At 35.5% G+C, this 17,339-nt stretch carries 14 protein-coding genes; 6 read left to right on the forward strand and 8 right to left on the reverse strand.

Translation table 11 applies throughout. The annotated features are described in order from the left end of the window. On the reverse strand, positions 1-281 hold a 281-nt coding region (locus AA81_RS06595; protein ID WP_146050356.1), incomplete at its 3' end, for a sulfite exporter TauE/SafE family protein. 304 nt (positions 282-585) lie between these two features. Here AA81_RS06595 and AA81_RS06600 point away from each other — a divergent pair. From AA81_RS06600 to AA81_RS06610, 3 genes are read left to right on the forward strand one after another with little or no spacing between them, the layout of a single operon-like run. Next, positions 586-1,671 (forward strand): NAD/NADP-dependent octopine/nopaline dehydrogenase family protein, encoded by a 1,086-nt coding sequence (locus AA81_RS06600; RefSeq protein ID WP_103064970.1) that lies wholly within the window; start codon positions 586-588, stop codon positions 1,669-1,671. Then, the gene (locus AA81_RS06605; protein WP_103898593.1) at positions 1,668-3,290 is read left to right on the forward strand and encodes a cobalamin-dependent protein; all 1,623 of its coding nucleotides are present in this window, start codon (positions 1,668-1,670) and stop codon (positions 3,288-3,290) included. Before AA81_RS06600 ends, AA81_RS06605 begins: the two co-directional genes overlap by 4 nt. A 43-nt stretch (positions 3,291-3,333) precedes the next feature. Beyond that, positions 3,334-3,525: a uracil-DNA glycosylase gene (locus AA81_RS06610; protein WP_103064972.1), complete on the forward strand. Its 192-nt coding sequence runs from the start codon at positions 3,334-3,336 to the stop codon at positions 3,523-3,525. A gap of 114 nt (positions 3,526-3,639) precedes the next feature. Here AA81_RS06610 and AA81_RS06615 read toward each other — a convergent pair whose 3' ends face one another. The 4 genes from AA81_RS06615 to AA81_RS06630 are packed head-to-tail and all read right to left on the reverse strand — an operon-like array spanning position 3,640 to position 6,527. Then, positions 3,640-4,458, reverse strand: coding sequence for a metal ABC transporter permease (locus AA81_RS06615; RefSeq protein WP_103898594.1), 819 nt, complete (start codon positions 4,456-4,458; stop codon positions 3,640-3,642). Next, positions 4,451-5,200 (reverse strand): metal ABC transporter ATP-binding protein, encoded by a 750-nt coding sequence (locus AA81_RS06620; protein WP_103898595.1) that lies wholly within the window; start codon positions 5,198-5,200, stop codon positions 4,451-4,453. Before AA81_RS06620 ends, AA81_RS06615 begins: the two co-directional genes overlap by 8 nt. Next, positions 5,190-6,077, reverse strand: a complete 888-nt coding sequence (locus tag AA81_RS06625; protein ID WP_103898596.1) for a metal ABC transporter substrate-binding protein — start codon at positions 6,075-6,077, stop codon at positions 5,190-5,192. The genes AA81_RS06620 and AA81_RS06625 overlap by 11 nt, the downstream gene beginning before the upstream one ends. A gap of 51 nt (positions 6,078-6,128) precedes the next feature. Beyond that, positions 6,129-6,527: a Fur family transcriptional regulator gene (locus AA81_RS06630; RefSeq protein ID WP_103898597.1), complete on the reverse strand. Its 399-nt coding sequence runs from the start codon at positions 6,525-6,527 to the stop codon at positions 6,129-6,131. A gap of 343 nt (positions 6,528-6,870) precedes the next feature. On the opposite strand from AA81_RS06630, the gene AA81_RS06635 reads away from it, so the two are divergent. The 3 genes from AA81_RS06635 (at position 6,871) to AA81_RS06645 (ending at position 12,806) form a co-directional block, all read left to right on the forward strand. Continuing rightward, positions 6,871-9,534 (forward strand): calcium-transporting P-type ATPase, PMR1-type, encoded by a 2,664-nt coding sequence (locus AA81_RS06635; RefSeq protein ID WP_103898598.1) that lies wholly within the window; start codon positions 6,871-6,873, stop codon positions 9,532-9,534. 136 nt (positions 9,535-9,670) lie between these two features. Continuing rightward, positions 9,671-11,653, forward strand: a complete 1,983-nt coding sequence (locus AA81_RS06640; protein ID WP_103898599.1) for a sodium-translocating pyrophosphatase — start codon at positions 9,671-9,673, stop codon at positions 11,651-11,653. A gap of 136 nt (positions 11,654-11,789) precedes the next feature. Then, positions 11,790-12,806, forward strand: a complete 1,017-nt coding sequence (locus tag AA81_RS06645; RefSeq protein WP_103066778.1) for a 6-phosphofructokinase — start codon at positions 11,790-11,792, stop codon at positions 12,804-12,806. A gap of 82 nt (positions 12,807-12,888) precedes the next feature. On the opposite strand, the gene AA81_RS06650 is transcribed toward AA81_RS06645, so the two are convergent. The 3 genes from AA81_RS06650 to ligA form a co-directional block, all read right to left on the reverse strand. Beyond that, complete coding sequence (locus tag AA81_RS06650) at positions 12,889-14,259, reverse strand: cryptochrome/photolyase family protein (protein WP_245863501.1); 1,371 nt, start codon at positions 14,257-14,259, stop codon at positions 12,889-12,891. 86 nt (positions 14,260-14,345) lie between these two features. After that, positions 14,346-15,476 carry a hypothetical protein gene (locus tag AA81_RS06655; RefSeq protein WP_146026616.1) on the reverse strand — a complete coding sequence of 377 codons (1,131 nt, stop codon included), beginning with the start codon at positions 15,474-15,476 and terminating at the stop codon, positions 14,346-14,348. Then, on the reverse strand, positions 15,463-17,339 hold a 1,877-nt coding region (gene ligA, locus AA81_RS06660; RefSeq protein WP_103898601.1), incomplete at its 5' end, for an NAD-dependent DNA ligase LigA. The genes AA81_RS06655 and ligA, both read right to left, overlap by 14 nt.

The raw sequence follows: 17,339 nt of genomic DNA on the forward strand, positions 1-17,339 counted from the left end.
ATATTTGTCAAAATATAAGCTCCCAAAACTCCCCCTATTACACCAGGTATCAAAAGTTTTTTGAAAAGGCTTTTATCAACGTTACCAAGTTTTAGATGAGAAAATCCTGATATAGATGTTGTGAAAATCTCAGCAAAATGAACTGAGGCACTTGAGATAGCAGGAGGTACGCCAACAGATAACAATAAAGCATTTGAAATAGTACCATAAGCCATTCCCAAAGCTCCATCTACGACTTGGGCAAGGAATCCAACTATTATAAAAAACCATAAAGTTTCCACTCTCTATCCCTCCATCCCTTTATTAATACTCCTTATTGAGTATTATACTCCAATTAGAGTGTAACGTCAAGTAAACTTTTAATTTTCAATTAAGCCCTTAAAATTCATGCCAAGCTCTTATAATTCCTCATGGGTGGGTACTGGGAGGAAGGGCGCAAAAAAAGTTTTAGAGTTTTTAAAAACGATATAAATAATTTTCTAAAAATGATGTAAAATATATAATAAAAAGGTAATATTTGCAACAATCAATTTATCTTGATATAATACATATCCGCCCAGTGAAATATAATATGGAGGTGGTTATATGGTTAAGATAGCGGTGGTTGGAGCGGGTAATGGAGGCCAGGCATTAGCTGGATATTTAGCCATGAAAGGGTTCGATGTATCTCTCTTTAATAGGTCAAAAAGGAGAATATCTCCCATCATAGACTCACATTCAATAAGAATAGAAGGTCAAGTAGTAGGTGAATATCATATATCTTTTGCCACAACAAATATGGAAGAAGCAATAAAGGGAAGAAAGTTAATTATGGTAGTTGTTCCTGCCTTCGCACATAAAGAGATAGCAAAGAGGATGGCCCCTTATTTAGAAGATGGCCAAATAATAGTGTTAAATCCCGGTAGAACAGGTGGTGCCTTAGAATTCAACAATGTATTGAAAGAAGAAAACGTAAAAAAAGACGTCATACTTGCCGAAGCTCAAACTTTCATTTTTGCCTCAAGAATGTCCAATCCTGGAGTAGCTAAAGTGTTTAGGATAAAAAACGCCGTTCCTGTTTCTGCACTACCCGCTACCAGAAATGCTGAATTAGAAGAAGTATTGTGTACTGCCATACCTGAGTTTGAAATAGTTAAGAATGTAATTTACACCAGTTTTAACAATATTGGAGTTGTTTTTCACCCTGCTACATTAATATTGAATGCAGCAAGGGTTGAAACAACAGCAGGAAAGTTTGAATTCTACTTCGAAGGGATCTCCCCATCCGTAGCAAAGATTTTGGAAAAAATAGATGAGGAAAGATGTAAGGTTATGAAGCTTTTCAACGCCGATCCCATGACCGCGAAGGATTGGCTAAACTATGCATACGATGTAAGAGGTAACTCTTTATACGAAGCTATTAGAAACAATGTTGGTTATAGAGGCATATATGCACCGCCAACGTTGGATAACCGGTATATTCTTGAAGATCTTCCAATGAGTCTTGTACCTATCTCATCTTTTGGAGAAGAATATGGTGTGAAGACCCCTGTAATTGATTCTATCATAAATCTTGCCAATATAATGATGGGAAAAAATTTTTGGAAAGAGGGTAGAACCGTAAAAGATTTGGGTTTAGAAGGAATGAGCATAGAAGACATAATAAGACTTGTTGAGGAGGGAGAATCATGAAAAAAATTCTTGGAGCTTCTATGGGAAGTGACGTACATACAGCAGGTCTTTTAAACTTTTTGGAATTAGCTCGAAATGAAGGGTATGAGGTTATTTACTTAGGTGGAGCGGTTCCAATCGAGAAAATTATTAAAAAGATAGACGAAGAAACCCCAGATGTTGTTTCAATAAGTTACCGTTTGGGAACTGATGCCTTCGAAAATCTTATAAAAGAATTTATAGAAAAGGCTAAAAAATTAAAAAATTATGAAAACATTGACTTTATCTTCGGAGGAACTGTTGAAACCTCACAGGTTGCCAGAAAATACGATTTATTTAAAAAGATCTTTGATGGTTCAGAGGAAGAAGAAGATGTAGTTTTGTTTTTAAGAGGTCAAATTAAATATAAAGAAGAGAAAAATTTTCCCTCAACCTTAGCCGAAAGGATCGCCTTTAAATCCCCATATCCGCTAATTAGGCACCATATTGGGCTTCAAACAATTGAGGAAACCATCGAGGAGATCAAAAAACTCGCAGAATCTGAACTCTTGGATATCATCTCTTTGGCACCTGATCAAAACTGTCAGCAATACTTTTTTGAGCAAGAAAAGATGGACCCCAACCAGGACGGAGCAGGAGGAGCTCCCATTAGAAATGAAAAAGACTTTGTTGCCATGTATGAAGCCAGTCGAAGAGGCAATTATCCTTTAGTAAGATGTTACTCAGGAACCAACCACATGGTCGAATTTTCCCAAGTTCTAAAAAGAACTATCAACAACGCATGGGCAGCGATACCCATATTTTGGTATTCTGAACTTGATAGAAGGTCTGAAAGGAACTTATTAGATGCGATAAAAGAAAATATGGAAGGAATAAAGTGGAATGCTAGGAACAACATCCCTGTAGAAATTAACGACGCCCACCAATGGGAACTAAGGTATGCGCACGACAGTTTAGCTGTTGCAACTACTTATTTAGCTGCTTATGTAGCGAAAAAACTTGGTGTAAGATGGTATGTTCAACAATATATGATGAACACTCCTCCAAAGTTATCTCCAAAGATGGATATAGCTAAGTCTTTAGCAAAATTAGAATTGGTGGAAACACTAAAGGATGAAACCTTTACACCTTACAGAATGATAAGAACTGGACTTCTTTCTTTTCCAGCCGACCCCAACAGTGCAATGGGTCAACTTGTTTCTTCCATGTTTTATTCATCTTACTTACAACCACATATAATCCACGTGGTGGCGTACTGTGAAGCAATGAAAAGGGCAACTTCAAAAGAAATAATAGAAAGTGTGAAGATGGTAAAAAGGGCAAACTCTTTGGCATCTCGTGGCTTACCTGATTTTGCAAGCGATCCTGAGATCAAAGAGAGGGTAAATTTATTGAAAGAAGAAGCCATGGTCATAATAGAAAAAATTAAAAGTCTCTCCCCTCAAAAAGAGGATCCTTTAACTGATCCTGAGACTCTTTATTTAGCGGTAAAAGAAGGAATTTTAGATGCAGTTGGGTTACAAGGCAACTCTGTTGCCAAAGGGAAAATAAAATCTGCTGTAATTAACGGAGCTTACGAAGCTGTGAATGAAAACGGTGAAGTGCTAAGAGAAGCTCAAAGAAACCTTGGAATACAATAAGAAGGGGTAAAAAAGAAAGTCAAAAAACGAGGAGAATATTATTATGACTTGCAAATGGTATATAGTTTGTCCAATGAAGAGATATTATGATGAGGGTAAATTAGATAAAAAGTGGATAGAAAATTATTGTCATGGTGACTACAAAAGTTGCGTACGCTACCAAATGGAAGAAACGGGGAGGTACCATCCGGACAATATGCTACCTGATGGAACAATTGATAAACGTTTAAAATAAGATATTAACTAGTTGAAAGAAAAAATATTCTGCTCTCTCAATAGTTTTTTAAAAAGAGCAGAATATTTTCTTTATAGTACAAGTTGTGACTTAAAGCAAAAAATTAAAAAGTATCTACTGAGCAAAAGACTTAAGAACCGTTTTTCTTAAAAGATATGAAATTAGAAATATCAGAAAAAGCGTTAAGACTATCATTGGGCCTGATGGAACGTTTAAGTAGTAAGATAAAAAAATACCCAAAACAGATGAAAAAACACCAACTATTACAGATATTATCAGCATTTGGTTTATACTTTTTGCATAAAGCTTTGCTATAACACCAGGTGTTATAAGTAGAGAAGTTATCAGTATGATCCCTATTATTTTAACGGAAACAACTATTGTAACGGATGTAATCATTAAAAACACTAAATTTATTACGTTTGTAGGTACTCCAAATATTTTACTTAATCTTTGGTTGAATGAGTAATATTTAAGTTCCTTGTTTAAGAGAATAACCATAAAAAGAATAAATAAGTCAAAAATTCCCAATAAAATCAAATCTTGTTGAGTTATCATTAATACGTCCCCAAATAGAAAACTGTCTATTTCAGGGACGTATCCTTTTTTGAATGAAAGTAAAATTACCCCTATAGCCATAGAAAGCGATAAGAGCATCCCTATTACACTATTTTCTTGTACCCCTTCTTTTTTGCCCAACTGGTTTATAGCTATTGCAAATATAATGGCGACTATTATAGACAATAAATTCATATTCAATCCAAAGAAAAGGGCGAAAGCGATAGCACCAAACGCCACATGAGCCGCTCCATCTCCAATAAACTCCATTTTTTTTAGGACTATGAAATTTGACAGCAACGCACTACCAAAACCCGAAAGAATAGCTCCAATTAAAGCGTATCTCATAAAAGAGTAACTTAGAATGTCAATCATCTTTATTGCTAACCACCTTCATCTTTTCATTGACATGAATAAACAATTCAAAATCTTTAGAGTACAAAGTTCGCAAATCATTGATATCAATATCAACAGTGTTTTTATGACAGTGCAATGTTTTGTTCATGCACATAATTTTATTTGTTTCTTTGAAAATCATGTTCAAATCGTGACTTATTAACATTATACTCATATTTTTATCTTGCTTGAGATCTCTAAGAATTTCGTACAGTATACTTTGCCCTTCTTTATCGATATTGGCTTCAGGTTCGTCCAGTATTAATATATCAGGATCGGAAACTAAAGCCCTTGCCATCATCAACCTTCTATACTCTCCTCCAGATAATTTCCCTACTAGCCTGTTGTATAAATGGTCAATTTGTAAAAGTTTGAGAGTTTCTCTCACTTTTTCATAATGTTCTTCTTTAAACCTCTTAAACGGACCAACTTCACTGTATAAACCCATTAAAGCAACTTCATATACTTTGATAGGAAAATCTCTTTCTCTTTCTTCCGATTGTGGAACATACCCAATTTTTCCATTTATCTTTATTTCTCCTGTATAATCTTCGATTTCTCTGATTAGAGTTTTTATTAAGGTTGATTTTCCAGCTCCATTAGGTCCAATTATTCCTACAAAGTCTCCTCTATATACATCAAAAGATATATTGATCAGTATATTGTTGTTTTCAGTGGTGTAATTTAAATCTCTGACAGATACTAAAGGGTCAATAGCCATAATTCACCACCCGTATGATTTCAAACAAATTGTCTACGTATAGAGATTCTAAATCGAATACTCTTTCTGAACTCCCCAACGGATCCAAAACACCTACATTTAAGCTCAAGTTTTTAGCTATGGTATTCACAGCCTTGTCGCTGAGTTGAGGTTCATTGAAAATAGCTTTTACGTTTCTCTCTTTAGCAACGTTAGTTAATTCAACTAATTGCTTTGGAGTGGGGTCTACCCCCGGGGAGATTTGAATTACACCAACGATTTTTATACCATACTTTCTTGCGAAATAATCATAGGAATTATGAAGAGTAAATATTGAGCCATCGATGACTTTGGCTTTTTCAGCAAGGTAGTTGTCAAGTAAAATCAATCTGTTTATATATCTTTCAGCGTTTTGAGCGTAGTAATCTTTATTTTCAGGGTCTAATTCTCCAAAAACCTCTGCCAAACCTGGAATGATGTAAGTATACATAATATATGGATCTAACCAAATGTGCGGGTTGTATGCAAACTCTTCATGCTCATGATCTTCATGAGTTTCACCTATACTTATAAGTTCTTCAAGTGGAATGAAATCGGAAACTTGAATTATTTTTACACCCTGTTTTTCCAGATTCATAGTTAGATTAGAGAAAAAAATTTCTAAAGCTAAACCATTTGTAATTAAGATATCAGATTCGTACAAAGGCACTAGTTCTTTTGGTGTTGGTGAGTATGTGTGTGGACTCTTTCCTGGAGGAACGACAAGATTCACTTGACCTTTTTCTTGTATTATTTCTTTACTCACATAGTAATAGGGTAGTATCGAAGTTGAAACATTTATAGCGAATACTAAAAATGAAGCTAACAAGACAATGGTTGTTAAGATTGTTTTCTTCATGCCTTCTCTCACCTGCTTTTTTATATTTAGTAATACTTTGAACGTTTTCTACTAATTGAGATTACCATATTGGCCGTCTTTGGTAATTTTCTGACATTCCTTACATATTCCTTCAAAATAAAGGGTGTGAGTCAAAACTTCGAAGCCTAATCTTTCTTTTATATACTTACTCATCTGCTCAGAGTAACATAGGTCAAATCTTTCAAACTTCTTACATTCTGTACAGTATATGAAATGAAAATGCCCTTTTCCCTTAAAAAAATATTTGATTTTGTCTGAAAAAACTATGGATCTAATGTCTCCATTTTCTTCATAATTTTTTAGGTTTCTGTAAATTGTGGATTTATCGTAATCTTCGTTGAGCTTTTCATAAATTTGTTCGGCGTTGAGCGGATAATCGTACTCATCTAACACGCCTAAAATGTCTCTGCGAGCTTTTGTGTTTCTCATAGAAAGTTCACCTCTTTAGGATAAACATTAATAATTTTAAACTGTTAAAATCATAAATGCAAACGATTTGTTTTTGCAACTGATTTGCACTAATATTATACAGTAAAAATTTTAAAATGTCAAGTTTTGTTATATTGTCTTTTTAATTGCCTTATGATATAATTCAAAAAAAGGGGAGTAGCATAAGCTTTTCGCTTCTAACTGTTCGTCAATACGGCGAAAGCCCGGACGGTTAGCTCATAAAGAGATTGCAAGACCTTTGTTCGCTGTAGTGAGCAAAGGTCTTTTTTGTTTCTCTAATAAAGTTTTATATTCTAATTATAATATGGGAGAGGTGAAGTCTGTGTGGTTTGCAAAAAGCAAAGACGAAGTTATTAAAGAGTTTCAGGTTAATCCTCTTCAAGGGCTTTCAACCCAAGAAGCAAAGGAACGTTTGAGTAGATATGGCGAAAACAAGCTTGCTACCCAAAAAAACAGGAGCTTCCTACAATTATTTTTTGCTCAACTCAATGATGTAATGATCTATGTTTTATTGGGTGCTGCTTTGATCTCTGCAATATTAGGAGAGCTCAGTGACGCTATAATAATTGCTGTTGTTATCTTAATAAATGCAGTAGTCGGACTTATACAAGAGTATAGAGCTGAACAAGCTTTGGAGGCTTTAAAAAAGCTTTCTACACCTAAGTCAATCGTTAAAAGAGATGGAAAACTTATCGAAATTCCTTCAGAAGAGGTTGTTCTTGGAGACATAGTCATTATTGATGCAGGAAGATATATACCGTGTGATTTAAGACTTATCGAAACTGTCAACCTTCAAATTGACGAATCTGCCCTTACAGGTGAATCAGTCCCTGTTGATAAAAATGCTGATTTAGTCTTAGAGGCGCTTGATACTCCCCTTGGAGACCAAAAGAACATGGCTTTCATGTCAACTTTTGCTACTTATGGCAGAGGTATCGGGGTTGCGATAGCTACTGGTATGAAAACAGAAATAGGTAAAATTGCTAAGATGCTTGAAGAAACTGACACAGAACAAACTCCACTTCAAAAGAAGCTTGCAGAGCTAGGCAAGATACTTGGCTTTGCGGCCCTTGGAATTTGTGTTGCTATGTTCCTAGTCGGTATCATCCAAGGAAGACCTTTATTCGAAATGTTCTTTACAGCAATAAGTCTTGCAGTAGCAGCAATTCCTGAAGGACTTCCCGCAATAGTTACAATAGTACTTGCTATGGGTGTTCAAAGGATGGTTAAAAAGCATGCCATAATTAGAAAGCTTCCGGCGGTTGAAACTTTAGGTTCTGTAAACATAATATGCTCTGATAAAACGGGTACCTTAACTCAAAATAAGATGACTGTGGTAAAATTCTACGCAGACAATGCTTTTGGCGATGTTGACTCACTTAATATTAATAATCCAACTTATAAACTCCTTTTGGAAAGTTTGGTACTATGTAACGATGCTACTTATTCGCAGGAATCAAAGACTGGTGATCCAACAGAAATAGCCCTACTTGAGATGGGAGCTAAATTCAATATATTTAAAACTGCTTTTGAAGAGCAACACCCAAGAGTGAATGAAATACCTTTTGATTCGGATAGAAAACTTATGTCCACTGTAAATAAATTTGATAATGAGTATTTAGTATTTACTAAGGGAGCACCCGATAATCTCCTTAAAATATGTAAAAATGCTTATGTTAACGGTGAGATTGTACCATTAACACAGGAAATTATAGATAGCATAATGGATAAAGTAAATTCAATGTCTCAGGATGCCCTTAGAGTTTTAGGAGCAGCCTTTAAAAAGGTTGACTCTCCTCATGTAGATATTGATAAATTGGAAACCGACTTAACCTTTATAGGCTTAATAGGTATGATTGACCCGCCAAGACCTGAGGTTAAGGATTCCATATCACTATGCAAACAGGCTGGTATAAAGACTATTATGATAACAGGAGATCATAAAAATACTGCCTTTGCTATAGCAAAAGAGCTTGGTATAACTGATGATCCTTCACAGGTAATATCAGGAGTTGAACTAGATAAGCTTACTGAGGAGGAGTTAATTAGTAAGATCGATAACTTGAGAGTATTTGCAAGAGTTTCACCTGAAAATAAGGTAAAAATAGTTAGAGCTTTAAAAGCCAGAGGTAACATCGTTGCCATGACTGGAGATGGTGTAAACGATGCACCTTCTTTAAAGGCTGCAGACATTGGGATTGCAATGGGGATTACAGGTACAGATGTTGCAAAGGGTGCCTCTGACATGGTCTTAACAGATGATAACTTTAGCACTATAGTTTCTGCTGTTGAGGAAGGAAGAAATATATACAACAATATTAAAAAGTCCATCGTTTTTCTGCTGTCATGCAATATTGGTGAAATAATTACGTTGTTCTTTGCCATATTATTTGGTTGGGCTACACCGTTAAAGCCTATACACATACTATGGGTTAACTTAATAACCGATACTTTTCCTGCATTATCTCTTGGAGTAGAGCCAGGGGACAAAGATGTTATGAAAGAAAAACCACGTAATCCAAATTACAGTTTGTTTGCAGGCGGTACAGGCGTAAGTTTGATACTAAATGGTATATTAATTGGTCTAGTAACATTGGTGGCCTTTATAATTGGAGCAAGAATTTACACAGGTACTACTAATTTGTTCCCAATATTTCCACAGAATATTTCAGACGATGCATTAACTCACGCACAAACCATGGCTTTCGTAGTATTAAGTGTATCTCAACTAATACACTCTTTGAATATGAGGCATCCAACCAAATCCATATTCCAAGTTGGTTGGTTTACAAACAAGTATCTTATTGCCTCTATCCTATTTGGAATATTCCTTCAGGAAGTTGTTATCACAGTTCCCTTCCTAAGAGATGTGTTTAAAGTATTTGATTTAAGACTTTATGACTGGTCAATTGTCGTATTACTATCTATAGTTCCTTTGGTAGTTAACGAAATAGTAAAGATAGTTATTAGGCATAAAGTATCTTAACCTACCTCATCAATATTTTGTATCTACCACTGAAAAACATATGGTATAATTAATTAAATCATCAAAGAAACCCAAATTATAAAGTTTTAGAGCTTCAAAAGAAGATAGTATACCGCATTTCACAAGGAGGAGAATTATGGGATTTATTTCTCAGGTTATATCGGTTATCTGTGGGTTGATTGGATTAATTTTTACGGTTTTTTTGGTTTTCAACATTTTAGAAAAATCCCCCGGAAATGAAAGAATGCAAAAACTTTCAAAAATAATTCAAGTTGGCGCTCGATCTTTTTTATTTTCAGAATATAGAATCCTTTTCGTTGTAATATTTTTATTCGCGGGGTTTTTGTGGCTTGTAAGTTCTTATCAAATGGCTTTGTCTTTCATTTTAGGATCGGCATTTTCGGTTTTATCAGGTTTTCTAGGGATGTCAATCGCTACCAGAGCCAATGCCAGAACAACCAATGCAGCGATTAGCAACTTAAACGATGCTTTGACTGTATCTTTTAATGGTGGCGCGGTTATGGGAATGATTGTTACCTCTTTAGGATTAATGGGATTGGGAGGTATATTCTTCCTTGGAAATGGTAATACTGAGTTAATGAGTGGCTATGCTATGGGTGCATCTTTTGTAGCGCTTTTTGCAAGAGTGGGAGGAGGAATTTTCACCAAAGCCGCCGACGTGGGGGCTGACCTGGTTGGTAAGGTTGAAGCAAATATTCCAGAAGATGATCCAAGAAACCCAGCGGTCATTGCTGACAATGTCGGAGATAATGTGGGAGATGTTGCAGGTATGGGCGCCGATCTGTACGAATCTTACGTAGGCTCGATCTTTTCTGCTTCAGTGTTGGGAAGCATCGCTTTTTCATTTAAGGGAGCTCTTTTCCCATTTTTTGTAGCTTCATCAGGTTTGATATTATCAATTTTTGGTATTATTTTTGTTAATTACTACATCAAAAAGACAAAGGAAGTTGAACCCGAAAAGGCCCTTCACTTTGGTACATATCTGACATCATTTCTTCAAGCTATAGTTGTTTTTTTCTTATCGAAGATAGTTTTCGGGAACTTTTATTCAGGTTTAATTGTTATTATGGGTATGGTGGTGGGAATTCTTATAGGGGTCGTTACAGAATATTACACTGCAAAAAAGCCGGTAACAGAGCTTGCAAAAAGCGCTCCTTCAGGTTCGGCTCCTTTGATTATCAATGGTCTTGCTCTAGGAATGGAATCAACGCTTTTTCCCATTCTTTTAATAGGAACAGCTATTATACTTTCATTCTACTTATACGGACTTTTTGGAATAGCGATCGCAGCTGTTGGAATGCTTTCAACACTCGGTATGAGTTTATCCATCGATGCATATGGCCCTATCGCCGATAATGCCGGTGGAATTGCTGAAATGGCTCATTTAGAACCTTACGTTCGAGAAAGAACGGACAAGTTGGACGCTGTTGGGAATACAACTGCTGCTATGGGGAAAGGTTTTGCAATAGGATCCGCTGCTTTAACGGCTTTGGCTTTGTTCGCCTCTTATTTGCAGGTAACAAATATCTCAATCGTTGATTTGAATGATGCGAATGTATTTACCGCCTTGTTAATCGGTGCAATGCTTCCCTTTCTGTTTTCGTCTATGGTAATGAAAGCAGTTGGTAACGCTGCAAACCTTATGGTGGAAGAAGTAAGAAGGCAGTTTAAAGAAATTGTGGGATTAATGGAAGGAAAAGCTGATCCAGACTACGGTAAGTGTGTAAAGATTGCTACCAATGGCGCTCTAAAATATATGATACTTCCTTCTTTAGTCGCTGTTATAGCCCCAATAATTGTTTACTTCTTATTAGGCAAGCAAGCTGTCGCAGGAATGTTAGCAGGAACAACAGGCTCAGGAGTTATGTTAGCGATATTCATGGCCAACTCTGGAGGTGCCTGGGATAATGCAAAAAAGTTAATAGAAACCGGAAAATACGGGGGGAAAGGGTCTTTGGCTCATAAGGCTTCTGTTGTAGGAGATACCGTGGGGGATCCTTTAAAAGATACGGCAGGACCTTCCATTAATATTTTAATAAAACTTATGTCTATAGTTTCTATAGTGATTATTCCTATTTTAATTAGAATTTTTGAGTGAAACTCTTGGTTAAAATGGTTGGTGTGAATACTATTTTTCCTTATGGTTGGGGAGCGGGGCGAAGGGGCGCTAACACAAGGTTTTAGAGTTCCTAAAGTTAGTATAATTAAATTAAAATTTGGAGGTGCATATAATAATGAAAAGAGTTGCTGTTTTAAATGTTGGCGGAGACTGTCCAGGCTTAAATGCCGTAATCAGGGCACTCATCGTAAAAGGCGCCGAAGAGAATGTCGAAGTTGTTGGTGTCTACGATGGTTTTCTTGGTCTCGTTGAGGATAAATTAACTATCCTTGCCAAAGAACATGTTTCAGGTAAATTGCCTGAAGGTGGAATAATTTTGGGTTCTTCAAAATATGATCCTACTGCTAATCCAGACGATTTGAAAAAGTTAAAAAATAACTTTGAAAGATATCAAATAACTAGTCTGATATTGTTAACAGGCCATACCGGAGCAAATATTGCTTTAAAATTGGCAAATGAAGGCATACCTTCGATAATAATACCTGCCACTGTTGATAACGACCTATACTGGACGGATCTCAGTGTTGGCTTTCTAACTGCATTACAGATCGTCACAGATGCATTAGATAAACTTCATTCCACTGCCAGTGCAGGTCACAGGGTAATAGTTGTAGAAACCGGAGGAGACGAAGCAGGATGGTTGGCCACAATTGGTGGAATGGCAGGTGGTGCAGATTATATAATAGTACCAGAGTTCGAATTAGACCCTAAAGATATGATTGAAAATATTAAAAAGAGATATTCTGCAGGTAGACGATTTTCCATAGTCGTTGTAGAAGAAAAGGTCAAACTCCCCGAAGAGGTTCAAAATATAATAGGTGATCCCAAAGTTCGTCAATACATGAAACCAGCAGAATTAGTCACAGAGTATATAAAAGCTAATTTGCAAAATGTTGAATGCAGAACGGTCGATTTGGATTATTTACAAAGAGGAGGAACTCCTTCATCTTTTGATAGATACTTGGCTTTTAAATTCGGTGTAACAGCTATAGATGCTGTTAAAAAAGGAAAATCTAACGTGGCTTTAGGTCTGGATGGTTTTGATGTTGTGGAAAAACCCTTTACGGACGAAATTTTGAAGAACAAAGAGATAAGTAGAGAATTATACGAGATGGGTAGATTGTTTTTCTAAAAATATTTGGCGGTGCTTTTGCACCGCTATATTTAAACGTATTATTAAAATCCACAGATAACAAACATACTTCGCTTTTTGATCATATTTTATAAAGTTTTTTAGCCTTTTCTGAAGCTATTTTATGATCGACAATAGGTGTTGGATAATCGATGTCTTTTGGAATGTTCAAAGTATGTATTTGCTCTGAGTTAAGATTGGTTAATTCTGGTAACCAAGTCTTTATGTAATCACATGCAGCATCAAATTTTTGCTGTTGCAAAATTGGGTTAAATATTCGGAAAAAAGGCTGAGCATCACAACCTGTTGAAGCAACCCATTGCCAATTACCGTTATTAATTGCAGGATCGTAGTCAACTAATTTTTGTGCAAAGTATCTTTCTCCCCATCGCCAATCAATATGTAAATCCTTAACAAGAAAACTCCCTGTTATCATTCTTACTCGGTTATGCATCCATCCCGTTAGATTCAATTGTCTCATTCCAGCATCAACTATAGGATAACCTGTTCTCCCTGTACACCACGCTTTAAATTTATCCAAATCATTTTCCCACTGTATTTGGTTGTATTTCTCCTTGAAGGAACTCCCTAAAACATGAGGGAAATGATAAAGAATATGAGTAAAAAAATCACGCCAGTGAAGTTGTGTAATAATTTCGTGTTCATTACCTAAGTTTTCATTTACTTTTTTATATACCTCTCTCACAGAAACTGTTCCAAATTTAAGATGGGGAGATAATTTTGTTGTTCCATCGATTGAAGGTATGTTTCTAATTTCACTGTAATTTTTTAATTTGACTATTCTCTCTATATAACTTAACCCTTCTTTTCGCCCACCCTTTAATATTAAATTTTCATTTTGAGGAAATTTATCAACCTGAAGAGCAATACTTGAGCTAATTCCTTCTGTAAAATAATTTTTAAATTTATTCTTCTGTGGTTCTCGCACATCTATTTTTTTGGATTTTTTTAAAAAATCGGTGAACTTTATATATGGCATACCATTATCTTTCAAAACTTCTGTGGGTTCATGTATTAAAACATCAAAATGTTCTTTGAAATCTACTCTTTCCTTTTCACAAATGGCTTTTATTTCGTTATCTCTTTTCTTACTAAATGGAGTGTAATCTTTATTCGCAAAAACTGCTTCTATTCCTAATGTCTTAATTAAGCTTTCAACTACTTTAGAAGTAAGACCTTCAAAAAAGTATAGTCTAGCGTTCAATTGGTGTAGCTCATCATTGAGTTCTTTTAGACTGTTGATCATAAATTGAACCGCGTTGTCTGATTTGTAATCATTGTCTTTAATCTGTCGGTCATCAAATATAAAAGCAGGTATGACTTTTTCACAACTTTGAAGAGCTTCTATGAGAGAAGTATTATCCTCTAACCTAAGATCTCGTCTGAATATGTGCAACCCAATTTTATATTTATAATTCGGTATTTTTATCACCTCTAATGCCTTTAGCATGCCTTTTATAATTAAATACAACTTACTAACTTTATTAGTAGTTAGATAAATTAAAAGTATTGAGAATTTTAAAACCCTACTTCAATTGAAAAGGATATTATGATAAATGGTGTTGTTTCTCCGTAGGGTCCAGGCCAACCTTCCACATCTGGTTTTCTCTCATCGTCGTAAGGTGTTTCTAAATTTATTTCACCTTTGAGGTAGTGTTCGAAGGTAATTTTATATCTGGTTGTTTCGTTGGCAATATCCAATCCTATTAAGTAACCTTCCATGTCGTTCCCGTAGTCAAAACCTATGGGAATATTTTCTCCATCATACTTAGCGGTATATTTCAAGTAAGGTGCCCATTGATTGTACATCCAAGTGTAAATCTTATAATACTCTATTTTGGGAGATATGTAATATTTAGAAGTTTTGCCGACTAATTTTGTTCCTACTCCCCAAGCAAATGCGGTTGGTTTGTAATCTGTTGCTCCCTCTTCAGTATCGGGCACTACAAAATCGTCCATCGCGAATTGTCCATATATTTGCCAACCGTTGATAGGAATGATAGAAGCATCTACTCCTAACATATTATTTGAGAATCCTTCACCTAGGTTATTATGAGCTATACCAAAAGGGTTAGCATCAGAAAGGTCAGGGTATTTACCGCCTATCAAATTTAATTCGTTCAAAGAAAGTCTTATTCTATCGAAAAGATTAAATTCTAATCTGTGTATAAACAAGGTTTTTGAAGGATCAGAATACCCAAAATCTTCCAATCCGGCTCTGTCGGAATTACCATCAAAAGAGGTATCTTTTTGCCTTTCTAACTCATCTTCGGTTAAGTAAGGATCGAAGAAGTACATGGCTGAGACAATTCTCATACTTCCTGCATCGTATCCACCCATGAACCCAGTAACATAGGGTAATGAATCAGATAAATATACCCCTCTTTCCAAATCTGACCAATTGGTTTCAAATATTCCACCAATCAACCACAGGGGATCAAAAGATCTGTAGAAAAAACCAGGGTGAACTTCAAAATCATCGTTTGAATTTATTGGATAAGGTGTTATGTTTGTAAAATCTTTTCCTGAGTATATTGAAGATAGTAGATAAACTTCGTTTGCAGTTATCTCAGAGAAGCCCTTCGTATTAAAAAAAATGAAGATAAGTACTAATATTTGAAGCGTTACTATTTTTCTAACTTTCTCCATATTTATCAAAGAACTCTTCTTCACTCATTATAGTAATTCCGTAACTTTGAGCTTTATCTAATTTAGAACCAGGGTTTTCTCCAACTACTAGGATATTTGTTTTCTTCGTCACGTTTTCAGAGAAGGTACCGCCTTTAGATTCAACGTATTCGGCGAACTCTTGTCTTGTCATTTTAGAAAGTGCACCGGTTTGACATATAACTAAACCTTTTAAAGGTCCTTCTGATTTTTCTTCTTCTTTTTTGCCCATGTTGACCCCTGCATCTTTTAATTTTTTAACGATCTTTTTAACTTCTTCCTGTGAAAAAAACTTTATAATTGCATTTGCTATATCTTCACCAATGCCCTCTATTTCTACAAGTTCATCAAATTTTGCGTCTATTAAACTGTCTAAATTTTTAAAATGATTAGCAAGGTCTTTCGCCGTTTTTAAACCAACATTTGGTATCCCAAGAGCGTTAATTAATCTGTACAATTCTCTATTTTTGGATTGCTCTATTTGTGTCAATATATTTTCTACCGTTTTGTCTCCTATACCTTCTCCTAAGCTTCTAATTTTTTGGTCGTTTAAATAATACAGATCTGCTACATCTTTAACTAAACCTGCATCTACCATTCTTTTCAATAACTTTGGGCCAAGTCCTTGGATATTCATTGCGTCTCTTGAAACGAAATTTTCCAAAGTTCTTAAAAGCTTTTCTGGACAAGAGGGATTCAAACATCTTATTGCCACTTCGGAAGATTTTATTTTCCCAACTTTTCCACCACATACAGGGCATTTTTCAGGAGGTTGAATTATTTTTTCTTCCCCGGTTCTTTTTTCTTTAACGGGCCCTATAACTTGTGGTATTATGCCACCTGCTTTTTCAATTAATACATAATCGCCTTCCCTTATATCTCTTTCTTTTATATAGTCAAAGTTGTGTAGACTTGCCCTTTTTACCGTTGTTCCTTCGAGTTGTATGGGGTCAAATTCTGCAACGGGGGTTATTATTCCTGTACTCCCAACTTGAAGCTTTATAGCTTTTAGTTTCGTTTCTTTCTGTTCAGCTTCAAATTTGAAAGCTATTGCCCATCTTGGGGATCGGGCAGTTTCACCAAGGACTCTCTGTAATTCAAAACTGTTCACCTTAACTACTATTCCATCTACTTCGTATTCTAATTCCTTTCTCCTTCGATTCCATTCTTTCCAAAATTCTATAACTTGTCCAATATCTTCGACCTTTTTGTAATTAGGATTGATTCTGAAACCAACTTCTTTCAGAAAATTTATTGCTTCCTCTTGAGTTTCTAAGTTGTAATTTTGAGGGAAGATAACGTAATACATAAAAGAGCTTAACTTTCTTTTTGCCACTTCTTTACTGTCCAAAAGTTTTAAAGTGCCCGCTGTGGCATTTCTAGGATTAGCGAAAACAGGTAACCCTTTTTCTTCCCTTTCAGAATTTATTCTCACAAATTCTTTTTTTGGCATGTATATTTCTCCACGTACTTCAATGGATAGATTTTTCCTCAATCTTAAAGGAATAGATGGGATGGTTTTTACGTTTTGCGTGATATCTTCTCCTGTTGTTCCATCGCCTCTGGTTATAGCTTGAGTTAATACTCCATCGGTGTACCTTAAAGCTACCGATACTCCATCTATCTTTAGTTCACAGAAGTACTCAACATGGGTTAAGTTCAAGTTCTTTAAAACCCTTTTGTGAAAATCTAAGATTTCTTCTTCGTTGTAGGTGTTATCTAAAGATAACATCGGTATGGAATGGTTTACTTTATTGAATCCCTCAACAACTATCCCACCGATCCTTTGAGTGGGAGAATCGGGTGTTTTCAATTCGGGATATTTTTTTTCGAGCTCTACTAATT

The sequence above is a fragment of the Petrotoga halophila DSM 16923 genome (assembly GCF_002924615.1).